This is a genomic window from Deferrisoma palaeochoriense (assembly GCF_054656955.1).
The window spans coordinates 43,826-64,529 of the sequence record NZ_BAAHXI010000014.1 but is presented as its reverse complement, the minus strand read 5'-3'; the positions used below and the strand labels follow the sequence as shown (position 1 = coordinate 64,529).

At 70.3% G+C, this 20,704-nt stretch carries 17 protein-coding genes; 4 read left to right on the top strand and 13 right to left on the bottom strand.

Annotated features, from left to right (window positions below):
• Nucleotides 1–722 precede the first annotated feature (722 nt).
• From cobU to ACYQ8L_RS05975, 4 genes are all read left to right on the top strand, one after another.
• Nucleotides 723–1,241, top strand: a complete 519-nt coding sequence (gene cobU, locus ACYQ8L_RS05990; protein WP_459940869.1) for a bifunctional adenosylcobinamide kinase/adenosylcobinamide-phosphate guanylyltransferase — start codon at nt 723–725, stop codon at nt 1,239–1,241.
• 62 nt (nt 1,242–1,303) lie between these two features.
• Complete coding sequence (gene cobT, locus ACYQ8L_RS05985; protein WP_459940868.1) at nt 1,304–2,368, top strand: nicotinate-nucleotide--dimethylbenzimidazole phosphoribosyltransferase; 1,065 nt, start codon at nt 1,304–1,306, stop codon at nt 2,366–2,368.
• 7 nt (nt 2,369–2,375) lie between these two features.
• Nucleotides 2,376–3,134, top strand: a complete 759-nt coding sequence (gene cobS / locus ACYQ8L_RS05980) for an adenosylcobinamide-GDP ribazoletransferase (protein WP_459940867.1) — start codon at nt 2,376–2,378, stop codon at nt 3,132–3,134.
• Nucleotides 3,121–3,726, top strand: a complete 606-nt coding sequence (locus ACYQ8L_RS05975; RefSeq protein ID WP_459940866.1) for a histidine phosphatase family protein — start codon at nt 3,121–3,123, stop codon at nt 3,724–3,726. The genes cobS and ACYQ8L_RS05975 overlap by 14 nt, the downstream gene beginning before the upstream one ends.
• 125 nt (nt 3,727–3,851) lie before the next feature.
• Here ACYQ8L_RS05975 and ACYQ8L_RS05970 read toward each other — a convergent pair whose 3' ends face one another.
• The 13 genes from ACYQ8L_RS05970 to ACYQ8L_RS05910 all read right to left on the bottom strand — a co-directional run bounded on the left by ACYQ8L_RS05970 (nt 3,852) and on the right by ACYQ8L_RS05910 (nt 20,704).
• Nucleotides 3,852–4,697: a DUF4392 domain-containing protein gene (locus tag ACYQ8L_RS05970; RefSeq protein ID WP_459940865.1), complete on the bottom strand. Its 846-nt coding sequence runs from the start codon at nt 4,695–4,697 to the stop codon at nt 3,852–3,854.
• Between the two features lie 367 nt (nt 4,698–5,064).
• Entirely contained in the window at nt 5,065–5,934 is an 870-nt protein-coding gene (gene sucD, locus ACYQ8L_RS05965; RefSeq protein WP_459940864.1) for a succinate--CoA ligase subunit alpha, read from the bottom strand.
• 136 nt (nt 5,935–6,070) lie between these two features.
• Complete coding sequence (gene sucC, locus ACYQ8L_RS05960; RefSeq protein ID WP_459940863.1) at nt 6,071–7,237, bottom strand: ADP-forming succinate--CoA ligase subunit beta; 1,167 nt, start codon at nt 7,235–7,237, stop codon at nt 6,071–6,073.
• A gap of 150 nt (nt 7,238–7,387) precedes the next feature.
• Nucleotides 7,388–9,064: an FAD-binding protein gene (locus tag ACYQ8L_RS05955; protein ID WP_459940862.1), complete on the bottom strand. Its 1,677-nt coding sequence runs from the start codon at nt 9,062–9,064 to the stop codon at nt 7,388–7,390.
• Between the two features lie 192 nt (nt 9,065–9,256).
• Nucleotides 9,257–10,039: a 4Fe-4S dicluster domain-containing protein gene (locus ACYQ8L_RS05950; protein ID WP_459940861.1), complete on the bottom strand. Its 783-nt coding sequence runs from the start codon at nt 10,037–10,039 to the stop codon at nt 9,257–9,259.
• Nucleotides 10,040–10,125: 86 nt separating this feature from the next.
• A complete protein-coding gene (locus tag ACYQ8L_RS05945; RefSeq protein WP_459940860.1) occupies nt 10,126–11,259 on the bottom strand; it encodes a 4Fe-4S dicluster domain-containing protein in 1,134 nt (377 codons plus the stop codon).
• Between the two features lie 27 nt (nt 11,260–11,286).
• Nucleotides 11,287–11,730 carry a hydrogenase iron-sulfur subunit gene (locus tag ACYQ8L_RS05940; protein WP_459940859.1) on the bottom strand — a complete coding sequence of 148 codons (444 nt, stop codon included), beginning with the start codon at nt 11,728–11,730 and terminating at the stop codon, nt 11,287–11,289.
• 44 nt (nt 11,731–11,774) lie between these two features.
• Entirely contained in the window at nt 11,775–14,804 is a 3,030-nt protein-coding gene (locus ACYQ8L_RS05935) for an FAD-dependent oxidoreductase (RefSeq protein WP_459940858.1), read from the bottom strand.
• Nucleotides 14,805–15,385: 581 nt separating this feature from the next.
• A complete protein-coding gene (locus ACYQ8L_RS05930) occupies nt 15,386–16,267 on the bottom strand; it encodes a CoB--CoM heterodisulfide reductase iron-sulfur subunit B family protein (protein WP_459940857.1) in 882 nt (293 codons plus the stop codon).
• A gap of 301 nt (nt 16,268–16,568) precedes the next feature.
• Nucleotides 16,569–17,096 carry a 4Fe-4S dicluster domain-containing protein gene (locus ACYQ8L_RS05925; protein ID WP_459940856.1) on the bottom strand — a complete coding sequence of 176 codons (528 nt, stop codon included), beginning with the start codon at nt 17,094–17,096 and terminating at the stop codon, nt 16,569–16,571.
• A gap of 86 nt (nt 17,097–17,182) precedes the next feature.
• Entirely contained in the window at nt 17,183–17,578 is a 396-nt protein-coding gene (locus tag ACYQ8L_RS05920; protein WP_459940855.1) for a four helix bundle protein, read from the bottom strand.
• A gap of 37 nt (nt 17,579–17,615) precedes the next feature.
• Nucleotides 17,616–19,343, bottom strand: a complete 1,728-nt coding sequence (locus tag ACYQ8L_RS05915; protein ID WP_459940854.1) for a CoB--CoM heterodisulfide reductase iron-sulfur subunit A family protein — start codon at nt 19,341–19,343, stop codon at nt 17,616–17,618.
• Between the two features lie 56 nt (nt 19,344–19,399).
• Nucleotides 19,400–20,704: an FAD-dependent oxidoreductase gene (locus ACYQ8L_RS05910; RefSeq protein WP_459940853.1), complete on the bottom strand. Its 1,305-nt coding sequence runs from the start codon at nt 20,702–20,704 to the stop codon at nt 19,400–19,402.

The window sequence follows — 20,704 nt, the reverse complement described above, 5'->3', positions numbered from 1 at the left end:
GAAGCCGCTCCCACGGGTCGGCCGACGCGATGACGCCGGAATCCCGAATGTTCTTAGCCGCCTAGCCGCCGAGCAGCCCAGCCGCCTAGCCGAAGTTCCTTGGACGGCGAGAAAAGGCCGGAGGAACGCGCCCGGCACCGGGCCCCGCGATCTCCGCGGCCGGACGGCGCATCCGGCGCAAAACCCTACCGCACCCGGCGTTCTCCCGGCAACGCGCGAACCCTAGGGCGTTGACCCGGCCGGGGGGTTCGCCGAGAATGCCCGCGCGGCGGAGGCTGCCACAGCTTCTAGCCGCCCGGATCCAACCCTTGATACGAACAGCGACCCCCACAGGGCGGGGGAGAAACGAAAACGCGACGCGTTGGAGGGTTGGTTGTCCCGCATGCTGACGTCCTAGCCGCCTCGCAAGGAATCTCCGGTAGACGAGGGTCGACCCGTTGGCAAGGACGATAACGGCCTGCGGCCGGCCAGGCGGTGGACCGCCGCGACCGTCTGGACCATGGGACCGAAGACCGCGAGACCGGCGACCGTGCCAGGTGCCAGAAGACAGACGACAGAGGACAGGGGTGTTCTGACATCTGACCTCTGAATTCTGGCCCCTGCTACGGCAGCCGCTCCCACGGGCTGGCCGCCGCGATAACGCAGAAATCCCGAAGGTTCTTAGCCGCCTAGCTGCCGAGCAGCCTAGCTGCCTAGCCGAACCTACCCGGAAGGAACTGCCAATGGCCCGGATCGTGTTCGTGACCGGCGGCGCCCGAAGCGGCAAGAGCCGGTTCGCCCAACGGATCGCCGAGGCGTGGGAGGGGCCCCTCCTCTACGTGGCCACGGCCGAGGTGCTCGACGACGAGATGGCCGACCGGGTCCGGCGCCACCGGGCCGACCGGGGCCCGCGCTGGGAGACCCTGGAGGAACCCCTGGACCTGCCCGCGGCCCTGCGGGCCGCGGAGGGGTTCGGGGGCGCCCTCGTGGACTGCCTCACCCTGTGGGTTTCGAACCTCCTGGGCCGGTGGGGCGGCGACGAAACCGGGCTCGCGGCGGCCCTGGACGGGTTTTACCAGGCCCTGGAGGCGTTCCGGGGCCGGGTCTGCCTCGTCACGAACGAGGTGGGCTCGGGCATCGTCCCGGAGAACGCCTTGGCCCGGCGGTTTCGGGACCTTGCCGGGCGCGTCAACCAGGAGTGCGCCGCCCGGGCCCACGAGGCCTACCTCGTGGTGTCGGGCCTGCCGGTCCGACTGAAATAGACCCACGGGCGCAAGCACGTCCACACGTCCCCGCGTCCGAACGACATTCCCCGGAGGAACCCATGACTGAGCAGGAACTTCGCGATCTCGCCGCGGCCGTCCGGCCGCTCGACCCAGCAGACCTCGAGGCGGCCCAGGCGCGCCTCGACGATCTCACGAAGCCCCCCGGGAGCCTGGGCCGGCTCGAGGAGGTGGCCAAGCGCCTGGCCGGGATCCAGCGCACCACCCGGCCGCGGATCGGAAAGAAGAGGATCTACACCCTGGCCGCCGACCACGGCGTCACCGAGGAGGGCGTGAGCGCCTACCCCCGGGAGGTCACGGCCCAGATGGTGCTCAACTTCCTGCGGGGCGGCGCCGCCATCAACGTGCTGGCACGGCACGTGGGCGCCGAGATCGTGGTGGTGGACATCGGGGTGGACCACGACTTCGAGGGGATCGAGGGCCTCGAGCATGCCAAGGTGGCCCGGGGCACCCGGAACCTGGCCCGGGGTCCGGCCATGACCCGCGAGGAGGCCCTCCGCGCCCTCGGCGTCGGCGCGGACCTCGCCCGGCGGGCCGCCGAGGACGGCGTGGATCTCGTCGGCATCGGCGAGATGGGCATCGGCAACACCACCCCGGCCGCGGCGATCCTCGCCGCGTTTGCCGGGCTCCCGCCCCGGGAGGTGGTGGGCCGGGGCACCGGGGTGGACGACGAGGGCATTCGCCGGAAAGCCCGGGCCGTGGCCCGGGGCCTCGAGGTCAACCGGCCCGACCCGAGCGACCCCCTGGACGTGCTCCACAAGGTCGGGGGGTTCGAGATCGCCGGCATGGCCGGGGTGTGCCTGGGGGCGGCGGCCCGGGGGATTCCCGTGGTGGTGGACGGGTTCATCTCCACCGCCGCCGCGCTCGTGGCCACCCGGCTCGAGCCCCGGGTGGCCGACTACCTCTTCCTCTCCCACCTGAGCCAGGAACGGGCCCACATCCGGATGGTGGAGCACCTGGGCCAGGACCCGCTCCTCGTCCTCGAGATGCGCCTCGGTGAGGGAACCGGGGCGGCGCTCGCCATGTCGGTGATCGAGGCCTCGGCCAAGATCCTCTCCGAAATGGCCACCTTCAGCGAGGCCGGGGTCTCGAACCGTGAGGAGTGAGAACGGCGTGGAAGGGGGCGCGCCCCGGCCCGGCCGGTTCGCCGTGGCCTGGCAGTTCCTCACGGTGATCCCGCTCTTTCCGGCCGGGAAGCTCGACGACCGGGACCTGGCCAGGGCCATGGGGGCCTTCCCGGCCGTGGGCCTCGCCCTGGGCGCAGGGCTCGTGGCGTTCCACCTGGTGCTGGGCCGGGCTCTGCCGGGGCTCCTGGAGGGGGCGATCGCCGTGGCGCTCCTGGCGGCCGCCACCGGGTGCTTCCACCTGGACGGCCTCGCCGACACGGCCGACGGGCTCTCGGGCGGCTGGACCCGGGAGCGCGCCCTGGAGATCATGAAGGACAGCCGCACCGGCGCGGTGGGCGCCGCGGCGCTTTGCCTCGCGGTCGTGGCCCTGGCGGCCGGATACGGGCTGCTGCCGCCCGGGGTCCGGTGGGCCGGGTTCCTGGTGACGCCCGCCGCCGGCCGGGCGGCCGCCGTGTGGCTCGCCCGCCGAAGCCCCTACGCCCGGCCCGAGGGAGGCTTGGGCCGGCCCTACAGCGAACACCTGACGGACGGCGAGGTCCTGCAGGCCGCCCTCTGGGCCGGCGCGCCGGCGGTCGTTTTTCTTGGGGTCCCGGGCCTCCTGGCCCTGGCGTTCACCTGGGTCTGGGCCGAGGGACTCCGGCACTACTTCCTGCGCCGCCTCGGCGGGGTCACGGGCGACGTGCTGGGGTTTTGTGAAGTGACCTCCGAAATCGTCTTCCTGGTGTTTCTCCATGCCCTCACCTGAGCTCACCACCCGCGTCCTGCTGATCCGCCACGCCACCGCCGGCGACCCCGGCGTGCTCCACGGCCACGTGGACGTGCCCCTCACCCCCGACGGCCGCGCCGAGGCCGAACGCCTCGCCCTCAGGCTCCGCGGCGAACCCGTGGGGGCCCTGTACGCCTCGGACCTCCGGAGGGCCCGGGAGACCGCCGAGATCCTGGGGCAGCAGTGGGGCCTGCGGGTGGTCGAGGAACCGGCCCTGCGGGAGCTCCACATGGGCCGGTGGGACGGCAAGCCCGTCCAAGAGGTGCTCGCGGCGGAGGAGGACTTGGTCCGGCAGTGGTGGTCCGACCTGGAGCGGTTCCCCACCCCCGGGGGCGAGAGCCTCGCGGACCTCGCCGAACGGGCCATTCCGGCCTTCGAGCGCATCGTCACCGAGCACCCCGGCGAAACCGTGGCCGTGGTGGCCCACGGCGGCACGAACCGGGTGATCCTGTTCCGGTACCTGGGGATCCCGCTCGCCCGCTACCACGTCCTGGCCCAGGACCCCGCCTGCCTGAACCGCCTCGTCCTCTACCCCGACGGCAACACCGTGGTGGAACTTGTCAACGGCTGAAGGGCCGTACCCTTGAGGGCCCGGCCCTTCAGAAACTTCGAAGGTGGTTGGCGTTTCGTCTCTGCACTACTCGTCAAGGGAATCCCCCAGCCAAAATCTAGGGGACGCAAAACCTAGGGGACACTCTATCCTGCCTCCGTCGAACCGGTGCGGACCGCCTCGCGAAGCTCCCGGATGATGCCTAGGCTCACCTCGAGCGGGAACCCGTCCTCGGTGTGCTCGGGCCTGCACGTGACGCCGTCGACGCACCCGTTGGCGAAGAGGTGGCTTGCGATCTCCATCGGATCCACGAGGCCGAGCAGGTCGCGCCCCAACGCCCGGCCGAGGAGCGCCAGGGCCCCGTAGACGCCCCAGTTCGACACGCTCGCGATCACGAGCACGTCGCAGCACGTCACCGACGGCGTGATGTCGAGTTCGGCGAGCGCCGGGGCGACATTCCCCATGCCGATCTCGTTGCCCCCGTCCCCAAAGGCGAGGGTCGGCACCTTCCCCTCGGTGAAGAAGAGGTCGAATTTCGCCGTGTGGTCGGTGATGTCGACCCCGCGCATGTTGTAGTACCGGCCGTCCCCTGCGAGCCCCGGCCGTTCCACGGACACGAGGAGCGAAGGGGAGAGGTCCTCCAGCGCTCGCGCCACGGCGCGGCGGCTCTCGTCCCAACCCGCGATCGGGATTTCGTACGTCTCGAACTCGGGCGCCAGGACCCGGGAGAGCGGCGGGGCACAGGCGAACACCGGACGACGCCCGAGGCGCTCCAGCACCCGGTAGAGCGCGATGGCACCGATCGGCCCGTCGCTCTCGAAACTCCCCGCGACCGGGAACCCCGTACCGATCACGACGGTCCCGGACGCGTGCGCGAGGAGTTCCGCCGCTCTCGCGCAATAGCCGGGCCGCAGATGTCTCCGGAGCCGCGCCATCCCCCGGCGGTCGTGGCTCAGGATGATCTCCTCGACTCGTTCGGTCGGTTCGGGCATCGTTTCACCGTCACGCGGCAGGCTGTGGCCGGTCCGGCCGGGGGGCGGCTCTGCCGGCGCCGGGTGGGGTTGCTCGTGGGCCCGACGACGAGACGCCCTCCGGCCGCCCGCCACCCCGCCTGGACGGCACAGGCGAAGGATCGCCGTCGGCTGAAACGGGTGTGATCTGGCGCGGAGGGAGATACGCAAAACGGCCCCAGGCGCCTCGGCGGGCGCTGGGGCCGCGGGTCGTTGCGGTAGGGTGTCGGAACATCGCCTTCCCCGGCCGATTCTCCCGATGTTGCGGAAGTGGCTTCGGATATCCGCGCCTATCCGGGCATGTCAACGCGCGCACGGGGAAGCGGCTTCGCCCTCACACGGAGGGCCGTCAGGATAGAAGGTCGGCCATGGTCTTGCCGATGTCGGCCGGGCTCTGGACCACGTGGACGCCGCAGGCCTTCAAGGCGGCCATCTTCTCGGCCGCGGTGCCCTTGCCGCCGGCGATGATCGCCCCGGCGTGGCCCATGCGCTTGCCCTTGGGGGCGGTCTGGCCCGCGATGAAGCTGACCACCGGAACCCGGATGTTCTCCCGGATGTACTCGGCGGCCTCCTCCTCGGCCGTGCCGCCGATCTCGCCGATGAGCACGATGCCCTTCGTTTCGGGGTCGTCCTTGAAGAGCTTCAGGGCGTCGATGAAGGTGGTGCCGATGATCGGGTCGCCGCCGATCCCGATGCAGGTGGTCTGGCCGATGCCGAGCTTGGTGAGCTGGTCCACGGCCTCGTAGGTCAGGGTGCCGGACCGGCTGATCACCCCCACCGGGCCCTTCTTGTGGATGTGGCCCGGCATGATCCCGATCTTGCACTCCTCGGGGGTGATGATGCCCGGGCAGTTGGGGCCGATGAGCCGGGTGTTGGAGCCCTCGAGGGCCCGCTTCACCTTGAGCATGTCCATGACCGGGATGCCCTCGGTGATGCACACCACCACCTCGATGCCGGCGTCGGCCGCCTCGAGGATGGCGTCGGCCGCGAACGGCGCCGGCACGAAGATCATGGAGGCGTTGGCGCCGGTTTCGGCCACCGCCTGGGCCACGGTGTCAAACACCGGCACGCCCAGGACCTCCTGGCCCCCCTTGCCGGGGGTGACCCCGCCGACCAGTTTGGTGCCGTATTTGAGGCACTGCTCCGAGTGAAACTTGCCGTTGGAACCCGTGATGCCCTGGCAGATGACCCGGGTTTCCTTGTTGACGAGAATGCTCATGGGATGTGCTCCGTTCAGACGCTAGGACGCTGGGACGTTCGGACGTGGGAAGGCCGGAACCTCAACCCCTCCCGCCACCACCTGCCCGCCGAATCCGCTCAACTGTTGGTTCCCAATCCCGGAGGGGTGGGCGCCGTCACTGGCCACGGGCCGCGGCCACCACCTTCTCGGCGGCCTCGCTCATGGTCTCGGCCGTGATGATGGGAAGGCCGCTCTCGGCGAGCATCTTCCGGCCCAGGTCCACGTTGGTGCCCTGGAGCCGCACCACCAGGGGCACCTTGAGGTCCACGGTCTTGGCCGCCGTGAGGATGCCCTCGGCGATGGTGTCGCAGCGCATGATGCCGCCGAAGATGTTCACCAGCACCGCCTCGACCTTGGGGTCGGACAGGATGAGCTGGAACGCCCGGGTCACCTGCTCGGCGCTCGCGCCGCCACCCACGTCGAGGAAGTTCGCCGGCTCGGCGCCGTAGTGCTTGATGATGTCCATGGTGGCCATGGCGAGCCCGGCGCCGTTCACCATGCACCCGATGTTGCCGTCGAGGCTGATGTAGGAGAGGCCGTACTTCGACGCCTCGAGCTCCCGGGGGTCCTCCTCGGTCTCGTCCCGCAGGGCCTCGATGTCCTTGTGCCGATAGAGGGCGTTGTTGTCGAAGTTCATCTTGGCGTCGAGCGCCAGCACCTGGCCGTCGCCGGTGACCACCAGGGGGTTGATTTCGGCGAGGCTCGCGTCGGTCTCGACGAACGCCCGGTACAGCCCGGCGATGAACTTCTGGGCGTTCTTCGCCGCCTCGCCCTCGAGGCCCAGGCCATAGGCGAGCTTTCGGCCGTGGAACGGGAAGAACCCGGTGGCCGGGTCCACGGTCTGCTTGAGGATCTTCTCGGGGGTCTTGGCCGCCACCTCCTCGATCTCCATGCCGCCCTCGGTGGAGGCCATGATGGTGACCCGGCAGGTGGCCCGGTCGATCACCACCCCGAGGTAGAGCTCCCGGGCGATGTCGCACCCCTCCTCCACGTAGACCTTGAGGACCTCCTTGCCCTGGGGTCCGGTCTGGTGGGTGACGAGCTTGGAGCCGAGCATCTTTTCGGCCGCGGCCCGGGCCTCGGCCGGGCCCTTGCACACCTTGACCCCGCCGGCCTTGCCCCGGCCGCCGGCGTGGATCTGGGCCTTGACCACCACCACGGGGGTGCCGAGTTCCCGGGCGGCGGCCTCGGCCTCGTCGGGCGTGGTGGCCACGATGCCCCGGGGCACGGCCACCCCGTAGCGCTTCAAGATCTCCTTGGCTTGGTACTCGTGGATGTTCATGGATCCTCCGAATCCGCTGGGCAGCTCGGCGGCTGGGCGGCCAGGCTGCCGGGCCGTGTGCCGGCCCCTCCCCATCGAAACGAACGAAACGGTTTGCGGCTTTCTGTGAAGCGGGAAGGACGGCTTTCGGCTTCCCCGCTTCCCAGCCCCTTACCGAATGGTCCCGTGATAGTGGGCCGTGAGCTGGCGCATCTTGACGTCGGGTGTCGTGTAGTCGGGCAGGAGCATGGGGGAGATCCGGCTCCGATCGACCCCGGCCTCCTCGAGCTCCCGCACGAACTCGCGCACGTGGTCGAGCGTGGGCTCCCCGGGCTCCCCGTCGAGGTTCTTCACGTATTCGGCGGCGTTGCGGCCGGCCCGCCGGCCGAACACGGTGATGTCCAGGAGGGAGTTGCCCATGAGGCGGTTCTCCCCGTGGACCCCGCCGGTCACCTCGCCGGCGGCAAACAGCCCCGGCACCACGGTCTCGGCGTTGGGGGTGATCTTGAGCCCGCCGTTCTGGTAGTGGAGCGTGGGGTACACGAGCATCGGCTCTTTGCGGATGTCGATGCCGTAGCGCATGAACTGCACGAACTTGGCCGGCAGTTCCCGCTCGATGGTGCCCGGTCCCTCGAGCTCCTCGATCATGGGCGAGTCGAGCCACACCCCGTAGCGGCCCACCGGGGTCACGATACCGTTTCCGCGCTCCACGCACTCCCGGATGATCGCGGCGCTCTCCACGTCACGGGGCTCGCGCTCGAACACGAACTGCTGGCCGTGGATGTTGAGGAGATTCGCCCCCAACCCCCTCACCTTCTCGGTGATCAAAAGCCCCACGTTCTGCTCGGGATATGCGGCGCCGGTGGGATGGTACTGGGTGGAGTGCATGAAGTCCAGCGGCACCCCGGCCCGGTACCCGATTACCAGGCCGTCGGCCGTGGCACCGTAGTGGTTGGTGGTGGCAAACCCCTGGATGTGGAGCCGGCCGAACCCGCCGGTGGCGAGCACCACGGCCTTGGAACGCACCACGAAGTACTCCTCGGTTTCCATGTTGTAGAGGAGCGCCCCGCAGGCCCGGCCCTGGTCGTCCTTGAGAATCTCCACGGCCGCAGAGAACTCCATGACCTCGATCCGGTCGGGCCGGTTGCGGGCCTCGTCCCGGAGCACCCGCATGATCTCGGAGCCGGTCATGTCGCCGGCCGAGTGCATCCGCTTGCGGCTCGTGCCCCCGCCGTGGCGCACCCGCATGCGGCCATCTGGCAGCTTGTCGAACATCATGCCGAGGCTTTCGAGCCACGAGATCACGATGGGCGCGTCCCGGGTGAGGGCGGCCACGAGGTCCGGCCGGTTCGTGAAGTGGCCGCCCCCGATCGTGTCGAGGAAGTGGAAGTAGGGGCTGTCCACCTCCTGGTCGGCGCCCTGGATCCCGCCCTCGGCCATCACCGTGTTGGCGTCGCCGTGGCGCAGTTTCGTGGCCAGGATCACCTTGCACCCGTTGTCCGAGGCCAGGAGCGCCGCCGAGGTGCCGCCCCCGCCGCCCCCGATCACCAGCACGTCGGTGGTGTAGGTGGGGAGCACCGAGAAGTCCACCTTCTCCGGCGGGATCCGGGGGTAGGCCTCGAGCACGTCCACGAACTCCTCGGGGTAGACGTCGCCCTTGTTGGGCCCCACCCGCACCTCGCGCCGGCCCTCCGGCTTGTAGTCGGGGTGGAACTTCCGGAGCACCTCCTCGCGCTCCTCCAGGGTCATGGCGGGGAAGTACTCGCCCCGGCGGGTGCGCTCGATGCGCTCGGCCCGGGTGGCCTCGACGCGCTTGATCAGTTCCTTCATTTCCGGCGTGTAACCCATGGCTTTTTCTCCGATCGACGGCTAGGCGGCTGGGCAGCTAGGCGGCTTGGCGGCTGGGGACCCCTGGTATTCCCACGGCACCGGCCGTCCCAACCTCTAGAGCGGCTCCAAAGCCGCGACAATTCCTCCAGCGGGCCGAAACTCGGCGGTTACCCCGTATGCGCTTCGGGCCTCACAGGGGCCGAAGAAGGATCACAGATACGTCTTGTCCTCGGGCTCCCAGCCCGTGGAATCCAGGGGCTCGATCTCCCGCTCCACGTAGCGCTTGCGTAGCTCCTCGTGGTCCATCTTCGCGAGTTCCGCGAGGATGGCGTCGTACTTGCCGGACTCGATCTCCTCGACCCGCCGCTTCAGGTGTTCGGCCCGGGGCAGCATGTACTTGCCATAGAGCCGGCGGCAGAGCTGGGCCACGTGGTAGTGGGCGATCTGGGCCGGGCACCGGGCCGAGCACAGGCCGCACTGGATGCAGTCGAAGGACACCCGGGCGGCCCGGGCGATGTCGCCCCGCATGGCCGCGTTGATGTACTCCATGACGTCGATGTCCATGGGGCAGGCCCGGGTGCAGGTGTTGCAGCCCACGCACTTCATGATCTCGGGGTAGAGCGCCGCCACCACCTCGCCGGTGGCCTGGAGCTCCTCGAGGTTGTACACGGCCTTGTTGGCCGGGAAGAACGGGATCTGCGCCAGGATCATGTTCTCCTGGATCACGGTCTGGCAGGCCAGCCCGAAATGGAGCTGGAAATCGCCCTGGATCCGCCACACCGTGGGGCAGGCCCCGCAGATACCGCCCCGGCACCCGCAGGCCCGGATGAACTGGTACCCGGCGTACTCGATGGCCTTCTGGATGGTCAGGGTTTCGGGCAGGAGGTACTTCTTGCCCATGATGTACACGGGCACGGTGCGGGCCCCCTCGGGCAGGATGGGCCGGTCGCCGCTCGCGATGATCTCGACCTTCTTCTGGGCTTGCGCGCTCATTGTCGGACTCCGTTTGGACGTTGGGACGCTAGGACGTTGGGACGTCTCCTAGCTTTCCAGCCTTCCCGCTTTCTAGCCTTCCAGCCTTATTCCCCCGCCCCCGACTCCTCCTGGAGTTCGTCCTCCCGGAACACCACCAGCGGGATCGGGTCGTCGAGGCTCCGGCCGGGCTCGTACTCGAGCATGGCCTGGACGTTTTGGGCCACGCTGCGAAACAGGGTCGCCACCGGCAGGCCCATGGGGCAGGCCGTGTCGCACAGGCCGCAGCCGATGCACGAGGTGGCCATGTGGTTGAGCCGCGTCAGGTGAAAGAGAAGGGTCTCGGCCGGCATCCGCTGGCCCCCCTTGCGCTCGGCCCACCGGGCGTAGAGCTCGCCCGGGTGGTCGAAGGTGGGGCTCTTGAAGATGCACTGCTTGCAGTAGCAGATGGGGCAGTTCTCCATGCAGTTGTAGCAGCGGATGCAGGTGGCGAAGGCCTCCTTGAGGCCCTCGATGCCCCGGGCCTCCGAGCGGAACCGCTCGAAGAGCTCGTCCCGGGCCTGGGTGCGGGTCCCCTTGAGCTCGGAGAGCACGCTCGCCCGGCCCGCCGGCGCCTCGGCCGGGAACGTGGCCAGGCCCGCCTCGGCGAGCCGGTCGGCCCAGTCGTCCTCAGCCTCCACCGCGATCGCGCCGTCGGCGGCGCCCCAGGCCAGGAGCCGCACCTGGCCCCAGGCCGCGTCGGGGTGCTCGCACACGGTGCAGGCCGTCCGAAACGCGAGCCCTTCGGGCGCGGCCGGCGCCCCGCCGGCCATGGCCGCCACGAGCCCGCGGGACACCTCGGCCGGGTCGAGGCCGGCGGCGGCAAACCCCGTGACCTCGAAGGTCCCGGGACAGTCCACCGTCACGAAGACCACCCGCTCGGGCTGGATCTGCTGGAGCTTGATGAGTTCCACGGCGGCCCGGGCCTCGCACGGCCGCAGAACCACGGCCACCCGCCGGCCCGGGTCGGTGAAGGTGAGGTTCGACACGGCCCGGGCGCCCTGGACCGGCATCACGGGCGACCAGGGGTTCGCGCCCTCGAGCCGTGCGGGGTCGGCGAAGAGCCCCAGGGCGGTCGTGCCCCCGGCCGAGCGCGCCGGCACGAGCACCTCGTCCACCAGATCGCGCTCCAGGAGCCCCTTCAGGAAGGCCTCGGCCGCGGCCAGGGGGTCGGATTGGGTAGGAAGAACGCCCGTTTTCATCGTCATCGTCCTGGAAATGCGGGGAGCCTACACGTCCCAGTGCCGTTTGAACTCGCAGGGGCCCATGGCCCGGATCGCCTCGGTCATCTCGGTGACCGTCTCGGCGAACTTCTTGCCCTCGCTCGCGCTGATCCACCGCAGCCACACACGGTCCTCGGGGATGCCGAGCTGGGCCAGGATGTTCCGGAGGATCGCCACCCGCCGCCGGGCCTTGTAGTTGCCGGACTGGTAGTGGCAGTCGCCCGGGTGGCAGCCCCCGATGAGCACGCCGTCGGCCCCGTCCATGAGGGCCTTGAGCACGTACACCACGTCCACCGCCCCCGAGCACATGAGGTGCACGATGCGCACGTTGGGGGGGTACTGCTGGCGGGTCGTGCCGGCCAGGTCCGCGCCGGTGTAGGTGCACCAGTGGCACAGGAAGGCCACGATCCTCGGTTCGAACGCGTTCGTGTCGGTTGCGGGTTCAGCCATTTGGGGTTCCTTTCGGCTGGGCGGTGGGGCGGCCGGGCCCCGCCTCATCCCAAGAGTTCGTCCAGGGCCATCAGCATCTGTTTCGGGCTCGAGCCGTGCTGCTGGGCGGCCTTGTTGGGGCAGGCCATGGTGCAGGCCCCGCAGGCCCGGCAGAGCACGGGGTCCACCCGGGCCACATTGTCCTCCCGGTCGAGGCTTCGGGCGCCGTAGGGGCAGATCTCGACGCACACGCCGCACCGGGAGCAGATCTTCTCCACCACGTAGGAGACGTTCTCGGGCACCGGCCTCGCGCCCCGGGCGAGCACCGCGGCGCACCGGCCCGCGGCCGCCCCGGCGTGCACCAGGGTCTCCTCGATGTGCTTGGGGCCGTGGCAGATGCCCGCGAGGTACACCCCCGGCCGGGTGGCGTCGGCCAGGGCCGCCTTGGGGTTCTTCTCCCGGAAGAACCCGTGGGCGTCCACCTCCACGCCGTAGAGGGCGGCGAGCCGCCGGTTCTCCTCGGCCTCGGGCTCCATGCCCACCGAGAGCACCACCCAGTCGGCGGTGTCGGTCCACTCCCGCCCCAGGGCCGGATCGTGGTAGCGCACCCGGGCCCCCTCTGCGGTGGGCTCCACGGCCGGGCGGCGGTCCAGGGTGTAGGGCACGAACACCACGCCCCGGTCCCGGGCCTCCCGGTAGAACGCCTCGTAGGTGCCGTAGGCCCGCAGGTCCCGGTAGAGCACCGTGACCTCGGCGTCGGGGGCGGCGTCCAGGAGCCGGAGGCTGTTCTTGAGGGCGTGGGTGCAGCAGACCCGGGAGCACCAGGGCCGGCACCCCTCAGCCTCCTCCCGGCTCTCCACGCACTGGATCATGACGACCCGGCCGCCCCGGACCTGCCCCTCGGCCAGGAGCCGCTCGAACTCCTTCTGGGTCACGACCCGCGGGCTCTCGCCGTACCCGTAGGACCGGGGCTTGGCCTCCCGGCCGCCCGTGGCGAGCACCACCGCGCCGTGGAGCACCTCGACCTCGCCCTCGGGGGTTTCAAGCGCCGTGCGAAACGCCCCGAGCCGGCCCGAGGCCCCCCGGACCCGGGTGGACCGGTAGAGGCGCACGCCCGGATGGTCCTCGACCCGCCGGAGGAGATCGTCCCGCAGGGCGCGGGGGTCGGCGCCCCGCAGGGTGAACCGGCCCGTGGTGAGGTTTCCGCCCGGGTCGGCGTCGCGCTCCACCAGGTGGACCGCGAGCCCCAGGTCGGCGAGCCGCAGGGCCGCCTCCATGCCGGCGGCGCCGGCGCCCACCACGAGCACGGTGCGCTCGAGGCTCTGGGCCCCCAGCGCCGGGAACCCGGCGTACCAGGCCTCCCGCACGGCGGCCCGCAGGGTGTCGGCCGCGGCCGCGGTGCCCCCCGAGGTCTCGAGGCAGGCTTCCCGGAGGTTCGCCACCGTGACGAGCCCCGGATGGAACCCGCTTCGCCGCAGCACCCCCTTCACCAACTGCTCCACGATCCGGTGGGAACACGCCCCGAGCACGAGCCGGTTGGCCTCGGCCGCCGCGAACCGGTTTCGCACCTCCTCGAGCCCGGCGCGGGAGCAGGCGTGGGCCACCCGCTCCACCGCCGCCACGCCCGGAAGCCCCCGGACCACCCCTTCCAGGGCCTCGAAATCCGCGCGGCCCGTGTTGAACCCCTCGCACTCGCAGAGCACCACGGCCACCCGGGGCTCCTCGCCGCGGAAATCGGCCGGCGCCGGGAGCTCGGGCACCCCCACGTCGGCGCGGGCGGCCAGGTGCCGACCGGCCAGGGCCGCGGCCCGGGCACCGTCGAGCACCGACTCCGGGATGTCGCGAGGCTCCCGAAACGCCCCGGCCACGTACACCCCGGGAACCGGCGTCGAGCACGGGTCGAACTCGGGACCGCCGGCGAACCCGGCCTCCCCGGGCTCCACCCCGAACTTGAGCGCCAGCGTCCGGGCCGAGGGGCTCGCGCAGAACCCCGACGCCAGGACCACCAGGTCGTGGCGCACCTCCTCGAACCCGGCGCCCTCGGCCGCCACCTGGAGGAGGAGATCGCGGCTCCCCGGCACCTCGCGAACCACCGAGGGCATGGCCCGCACGAACCGGATGCCCGCCGCCTCGGCCTCCCGGATGTAGCGCTCGTAGTCCTTGCCGAAGGTGCGCAGATCCATGTAGTACACGGTGACCTGGGCGTCGGGCAGCCGCTCCTTGGCGAACCGGGCCTGCTTGAGGGCGAACATGCAGCACACCGAGGAGCAGTGGCCCTGCCCGGCCTCCGCGTCGCGGCTCCCCACGCACTGCACGAACGCGAGGCTCCGGGGTTGCCGGCCGTCGGAGGGCCGCACGGGCCGGCCCGACGACGGGCCGCCGGCCGCGAGCATCCGCTCGAACCGGACCGCGGAGAGCACGTTGGGGTACCGGCCGTACCCGAACTCCTCCTTGCGGCTCGCCGGGAAGACCTCGGCGCCGGGGGCCAGGACGACCGCCCCGGCCTCCACCTCGACCTCCCGGGGCGGGGCGTCGAGGTCGATGGCCCCCGGATCACAGGCCTCCACGCATTTGCCGCACCGGGTGCAGGCGTCGGGGTCCACCACGTACGCCTTGCCCACGGCCTTGGGGTAGTAGCGGAAGATGGCCTTCCGGGTCTCGAGCCCGTCCCCGAACTCCCGGGGAACGGTGACCGGGCACACCTCCTCGCAGGCCCCGCAGTCGGTGCACTTCTCCGGGTCCACGCAGGTGGACCGCTGGACGAGCTTCACCCGGAACCGCCCGTCGGCGCCGCGCTCCGCCTCGTCCACCGAGGCGAAGGCCACCACGTCCACGTTGGGGTGGAGCTCGCACTGCACGAAGGGGCAGTAGGTGGGCGTGTCGCAGGCCATGAAGCACACGCCGCAGGACTGGGTCGGGAACTGGTTGTCGAGCAGGGGGAAGAACCCGCCCAGCGCCGGCCGTTCCTCGACCAGGACGACCCGGCGGCCCTGCTCGGCCAGCACCAGAGCCGCCTGCATGCCCGCAAGCCCCCCGCCCACCACCAACGCGGTGTCGGGGCCCTGCCCGCTCGGTTTGCCCACGGCTTCGCTCATCCGTTCATCCCCGTGGAGGCTCTCGCGGCGCCCGGCAGGCACGCCACGGATGCTCAGGGTTTGGTCTGCATCGCCAACGTCGCGTGAGCCCTGTCACGCCACGGCTCGCTCCACTTCAACGGCCTTGTCTCACGCCACGCCCGCCAAGATCGCCACGAATTCCCGATTCGGGTTTCCGTTGCGTGCGTCGCGAGCGTGGCGTGAGCCCAGAAGTCCACGCCGCTGCCCGGACCACTTCCACGGCTTGTCTCACGCAACGACCGCCAAGATCGCCACGAGTTCCCAATCCAGCTTTCCGTTGCGCGCGTTGCGGGCGTAGCGTGAGCCCCAAAAGTTCACGCCGCCGCCTGGACCACTTCAACGGCCTTGTCTCTCGCCACGACCGCCAAGATCGCCACGAATTCCGGATCCGGGTTTCCGTTGCGCGCGTTGCGGGCGTGGCGTGAGCCTAGAAGTCCACGCCGCTGCCCGGACCACTTCAACGGCCTGTCTCACGCAACGACCGCCAAGACCGCCACGAATTTCCGATCCAGCTTTCCGTGGCGTTCGTTGCGAGCGTGGCGTGAGCCCCTACCCCCCGGTCACCGAAAGAGCGGCGAGGGGTCCACCAGGTGCTTCTTCCACCACTTCTCCCGGCCCGGCACCCCGAGGGCCGCGCCCAGGAGCTCGGTGACGTAGACGATGGGCATCCCCTGGCCGCCCTGGCGCATGTCCAGGTTCGCCTGGCACAGCCCGCAGGACACCACGATCGCCTGGGCCCCGGCCTCCCGGGCCCGGGCCACGAGCCGGGAGCACAGGGCCTGGGCCCGGTCGGGATGGGTGATGCCCAGGTCCGCCCCGCAGCAGTCCACCTTGTACGACCAGTCGAGCGCCGTGGCGCCCACGGCCTCGCAGGCCCGCTCCAGGGTCGTGGGGTTCTCCCACGACGGCCGGCCGGTGATCCGGGGGGGCCGCACGAGCTGGCACCCGTAGTACGCCACCACCTTGAGGCCATGGAGCGGCCGGGTCACCCGGGACCGGATAGCCTCGATCACGCCGGGTTGTTCGAGCCAGTCCACCAGGCTCAGCACCCGCACCCCCTTGGCCCACCGGAACCCCAGGGCCTGCTCGATCCGCCGGGCGTCCGGGTCGCCGGTTTCCAGGGCGTGCCGGGCCTTCTGGGTGTTGTTGTAGCAGCCGGCGCAGGGCACGAGCACGTCCCGGCCCAGCCGCTGGGCGATGGCCAGGTTCCGGGCCGGAAGCCCCAGGCCCACGGTGTGGTCCACGTTGTGGGCCGACGCCCCGCCGCAGCAGTTCCAGTCGGGGAGCTCCCGCAGCGCCCAGCCCAGGGCGCGAAACACCCCCTCGGTGGACTCGTTGAACTCCCACGCCGTGGAGTGGGCGGTACACCCGGGGAAGTAGCTGAGTTCCCCGCGACCGCCGCCGGAAGCCTCCCTCGCCCTTTGCTCTTCTGCCACGGCCATCCTCTTTGGAACCTCCGCGGTTGTGTCGAACGGCTGGTCTCTCGCAACGCCCGCCAAGACCGCCACGAGTTCTCAATCCGGGTTTCCGTTGCGTTCGTAGCGAGCGTGGCGTGAGCCCAGAAGTCCACGCCGCCGCCTGGACCACCTCAACGGCTTGTCTCGCGCCACGACCGCCAAGACCTCAACGAATTCCCAATCCAGCTTTCCGTTGCGCGCGTTGCGAGCGTGGCGTGAGCCCACAAGTTCATGCCGCCCAGCTGCCTAGCTGCCTAGCTGCCTAGCTGCCCAGCCGCCCAGCCGCCTAGCCGCCCTGCCTCCCCGCCTGAAAGATCTTCTCGATCTCCGCCTTCCCCCTGACCCCCTTGGGCAGCACCGGGATCTTGCCCTTGGCGAAGAGCTGGAGCCCCACGGCAAGGTCGGTGAAGAAGTCGCGGGTTTTGAGCTTGTAGGCCGCCAGCATGGTGGCCTCGTGGACCCGGCCGAACCGCCGGGCGCTCCCGAGGAACGCCTCGTGGAACGCGAGCACCGCGGGCTCGGGGATCCGGCGGCCCTCCTGGCGGGCCAGGGACCGCAGCGCGTCGAACACCGGCCCCAGGTAGATGCCGTTGGGGCACCGGGCCCCGCAGGTGTCGCAGGTCACGCACATCCAGATGGCCCGGGAGCCCAGCAACTCGTCCCGCAGGCCCCGCTGGATCATCCGGACCACGGCATGGTTCGGCCATTCGTACCATGTCACCGTGGGGCAGCCGGCCGTGCACTTCTTGCACTGGTAGCACCGGCTCAGGTTCTGCCCGCTTCGCTCCTGGATCTCTCGGGCGAATGGATGCATGGGGCTCCCTTCGGTCGCCGCGTGGCGGCGGGAAAGCGGGAAAGCTGGAAAGCTGGAAGGCTAGAAAGCTAGAACGCTTCAGCCACCTACGGCTTCTCGCCGCTTTCTAACTTTTCCGATTTGCCCACCGCTTCGTAAAACCGCCACAGCCTCTGGCCCACCTGCTGACACGCGGCCTGGAGTTCGTTGTATTTCCCTACGGACAGATACCCCATCCGACGCGAGAAGTGCAGAAGGTATTTGGTTTCCGCCAGGGATCCCAACGCGATGCTCAAGAACCGGGTCAGTTCCCTGTCTCCACGGCGGGCATATCCCTCCACGATGTTCGTCGGAACCGACAGGGCCGCGCGCCGAAGCTGAGCCACGAGCCCAAACCGCTCCTCCCTAGGGAACTCCCGGGTCGCCTGGTAAATCTCGGCCGCGAGATCATCCGCCAGTTGCCAAACCTCGAGCCTCCGCCATCGTTCCCCGATCACCGCCATCCCCCGGAGCCTTCCAGCCTTCCAGCCTTCCGGCCTTCTAGCTTTCCAGCCTGCCCTCCGTAAACACCTCGATCTCCCCGATCACCTGCTCGGGGGTGTCGTTCTTGAGCCGGCAGGCTTTGTTGGGGCACACGGCCACGCAGGCCCCGCAGCCCTGGCACAGGGCCTCGTTGACCCGGCTGTACCCCAGGGCTCGGTCCATCTCCCGGGCGTCGTAGGGGCAGATGGGCACGCACAACCCGCAGGCCGAGCACCGGTCGGGGTCCACGGTGGCCACCAGGGGATCCTGGCTCAGTTCCTCGGCCGCGAAGAGCGTCTGGATCTTGGAGGCCGTGGCCATGGCCTGGGCCACAGAGTCGGTGATGTCCTTGGGGTACTGGCCGGCGCCAGCCAGGTACACGCCCCGGGTGGAGCTCTCCACCGGCCTGAGCTTGATGTGGCTCTCCTGGAAGAACCCGTTCTGGTCCACGCTGGCCCGGAAGAGCCCCGAAACCTCCTCGAACCCCTGGGCCGGCACCACCGCCTGGGCCAGCACCACGAGATCGGCGTCGAGCTCGATCTTCTCGCCGGTGAGGGTGTCGGCGGTCCAGAGGCGAAGGCGGCCGTTCTCGGCCCACACCTTGCTCACCCGGCCCCGCACGTACACGAGCCCCGACTCCTCGATGTTGCGCTGGCAGTACTCCTCGGTGAGCTTGCAGTCGGTACGGATGTCCATGAACGACACCACGGCCCGGCCGTCGGGGGTGAGCTCCCGAAAGAGCCTCGCCTGCTTGTTGGTGTACAGGCAGCACACCCGCGAGCAGTAGGGCTTGTGGTTTTCCGGGTCGCGGCTCCCCGAGCACTGGATGAACACCACGTCCCGCACCGGCCGGCCGTCGGAGGGCCGCCGCACCGGCGCCCCGGCCTCGGCCGCCTCCCGGAGGAGCTCCTCGAACCGCAGGGCGTCGATGACGTCGGGGATCTCGCCGGCCCCGTACTCGGCCATGCGCTCCACCGGGTAGAGCCGGTACCCGGTGGCCACCACGATGGCCCCGACCCGCTCCTGGACCGGGGTGCCGTCGAGGGGCGAGATCTCCACCTCGAAGTTCCCCACGTACCCGGTGACCGCCGTGACCCGGCTCGAGGTGTGGAGCCGGATGTTCGGGTGGCTCCGGAGCCGCTCGACCCGGGGGCCCAGGATGTCCCGGGCGTCCTCGTGATGGGGGAAGGTCTTGAAGAGCCGCCGCACGTTGCCGCCCGGCTCGGCCTCCCGCTCCACCACCAGGGTCTCGATCCCGGCGTCCGCGAGCTCCAGTGCCGCCGCGATGCCGGCGATGCCGGCGCCCACCACCAGGGCCCGTTTGGTGAGCGGCACCCGGATGGCCTCGAGCGCAGCGTTGCGCCGCACCTTCTGGATGGTGGCCTGGATGATGTTGAAGGCCTTCCGGGTGGCGGCGTCCTTGTCGTTCTGGTGCACCCAGGAGCACTGCTCCCGGATGTTGGCGATCTCCACGAGGTACGGGTTCAGGCCCACGGCCGCGGCCGCCCGGCGGAACGTGGTCTCGTGCATCCGGGGCGAGCAGGAGGCCACCACCACCCGGTCGAGCCGGTGCTCGCGGATGCCGGTCTTGACCCGGTCCTGACCCGGGTCCGAGCACATGTACATGTAGTTCTCGGCGTGGACCACGTCGGGCAGTTGCCGCAGCTCCTCCACGAGCCGGTTCACGTCGACCGTGCCGGCGATGTTGGACCCACACCAGCAGATGAACACCCCGATCCGGGCCATTCCCACCTCTGTCCGTTAGGACGTTAGGACATTGGGACGTTAGGACGTCCAGCCGCCTAGCCGCCCAGCCGTTTCAAAAACCCCTGCACCCGGCTCGCCGCGGCCGAGGCGTGGGCCACGGTGTCGGCGATGTCGCGCGGCCCCTGGGCGCACCCGGCCACGAACACCCCCTCACGAACCGTGTCGGTGGAGCCCACCTTGTAGTGGGTCTCCCGGAAAAACCCGTTCTCGTCCACCTCGATCCCCAGCACCCGGGCGAGTTCGGCCTGCTCGGGGTTGGGCACCAGGGCCTGGGCCAGCACCACCATGTCGGCCCGCACCTCGAGGGCCTGGCCCGACAGGGTGTCGGCGCCCCACACCACCACCTGGTCGCCGTCCCGGAAGATCCGGCTCACCCGGCCCCGCACATACACGAGGCCCTCCTCCTCGGTGGACTGCTGGAGGAACTCCTCGTAGCCCTTCCCGGTGCACCGCAGATCCATGTAGAAGAGCGTCGCGCGCCCGTCGTGGACCTTGTGGCGGTACAGCCGGGCGTGCTTGGCCGAGTACATGCAGCAGATCCGGGAGCAGTAGGGCTTGTGGTTCTCGGGATCCCGGCTCCCCGAGCACTGGATGAACACCACGTGCTTGGGCTCCCGGCCGTCCGAGGGCCGGAGCACCTTGCCCGCCGTGGGCCCCGAGGCCGAAAGCAGCCGCTCCATCGCCAGGGCGTCGATCACGTCCGGTACCTGGCCGGCGCCGTACTCGGTCATGGCCGCGATGGGGTAGAGATCGAACCCGGTGGCCACCACCACCGCGCCCACCTCCTCCTCCACGAACGACTCGGTCTGCTCGTAGTCCACGGCCCCCACCGGGCAGATCTTGGCGCAGACCCCGCACTTGCCCTGGGTCAGGTACCGGCAGTTTTCGGCGTCGATCACGGGCTTGTTGGGCACGGCCTGGGGCGAGAGGGTGTAGATGGCCTTCTTGATGCCCACGCCCCGCTCGAAGGGGTTCGTGGGCACCTTCGAGGGGCATTTCTCCTGGCAGGCCCCGCAGCCGGTGCACTTCTCCCAGTCCACGTAGGCCGGTTTGTGGCGGATCCGCACCCGGAACGCCCCCGGCTCGCCCTCGAACCCCACCACCTCGGAGTACATGTGGAGCCGGATGTTGGGGTGCTGGCCGGTCTCCACCGTGCGGGGCGTCAGGGTGCACTGGGCGCAGTCGAGGGTCGGAAACGTTTCGGAGAGCTGGAGCATCCGGCCCCCCACGCTCGGAAGCCGGTCCACGAGCACCACCTCGTGGCCCGCGTCCGCGAGGTCGATGGCCGCGGTGATGCCCGCGATGCCCCCTCCGATCACCAGTACCCGTTGATTCGCCAT

What these genes read in the sequence shown, in the direction of transcription:
- cobU (WP_459940869.1), top strand. Translation starts at nt 723, where the DNA reads ATGGCCCGGATCGTGTTCGTGACCGGCGGCGCCCGAAGCGGCAAGAGC.
- cobT (WP_459940868.1), top strand. Translation starts at nt 1,304, where the DNA reads ATGACTGAGCAGGAACTTCGCGATCTCGCCGCGGCCGTCCGGCCGCTC.
- ACYQ8L_RS05975 (WP_459940866.1), top strand. Translation starts at nt 3,121, where the DNA reads ATGCCCTCACCTGAGCTCACCACCCGCGTCCTGCTGATCCGCCACGCC.
- ACYQ8L_RS05970 (WP_459940865.1), bottom strand. Translation starts at nt 4,697, where the DNA reads ATGCCCGAACCGACCGAACGAGTCGAGGAGATCATCCTGAGCCACGAC.
- sucD (WP_459940864.1), bottom strand. Translation starts at nt 5,934, where the DNA reads ATGAGCATTCTCGTCAACAAGGAAACCCGGGTCATCTGCCAGGGCATC.
- sucC (WP_459940863.1), bottom strand. Translation starts at nt 7,237, where the DNA reads ATGAACATCCACGAGTACCAAGCCAAGGAGATCTTGAAGCGCTACGGG.
- ACYQ8L_RS05955 (WP_459940862.1), bottom strand. Translation starts at nt 9,064, where the DNA reads ATGGGTTACACGCCGGAAATGAAGGAACTGATCAAGCGCGTCGAGGCC.
- ACYQ8L_RS05950 (WP_459940861.1), bottom strand. Translation starts at nt 10,039, where the DNA reads ATGAGCGCGCAAGCCCAGAAGAAGGTCGAGATCATCGCGAGCGGCGAC.
- ACYQ8L_RS05945 (WP_459940860.1), bottom strand. Translation starts at nt 11,259, where the DNA reads ATGAAAACGGGCGTTCTTCCTACCCAATCCGACCCCCTGGCCGCGGCC.
- ACYQ8L_RS05940 (WP_459940859.1), bottom strand. Translation starts at nt 11,730, where the DNA reads ATGGCTGAACCCGCAACCGACACGAACGCGTTCGAACCGAGGATCGTG.
- ACYQ8L_RS05935 (WP_459940858.1), bottom strand. Translation starts at nt 14,804, where the DNA reads ATGAGCGAAGCCGTGGGCAAACCGAGCGGGCAGGGCCCCGACACCGCG.
- ACYQ8L_RS05930 (WP_459940857.1), bottom strand. Translation starts at nt 16,267, where the DNA reads ATGGCCGTGGCAGAAGAGCAAAGGGCGAGGGAGGCTTCCGGCGGCGGT.
- ACYQ8L_RS05925 (WP_459940856.1), bottom strand. Translation starts at nt 17,096, where the DNA reads ATGCATCCATTCGCCCGAGAGATCCAGGAGCGAAGCGGGCAGAACCTG.
- ACYQ8L_RS05920 (WP_459940855.1), bottom strand. Translation starts at nt 17,578, where the DNA reads ATGGCGGTGATCGGGGAACGATGGCGGAGGCTCGAGGTTTGGCAACTG.
- ACYQ8L_RS05915 (WP_459940854.1), bottom strand. Translation starts at nt 19,343, where the DNA reads ATGGCCCGGATCGGGGTGTTCATCTGCTGGTGTGGGTCCAACATCGCC.
- ACYQ8L_RS05910 (WP_459940853.1), bottom strand. Translation starts at nt 20,704, where the DNA reads ATGGCGAATCAACGGGTACTGGTGATCGGAGGGGGCATCGCGGGCATC.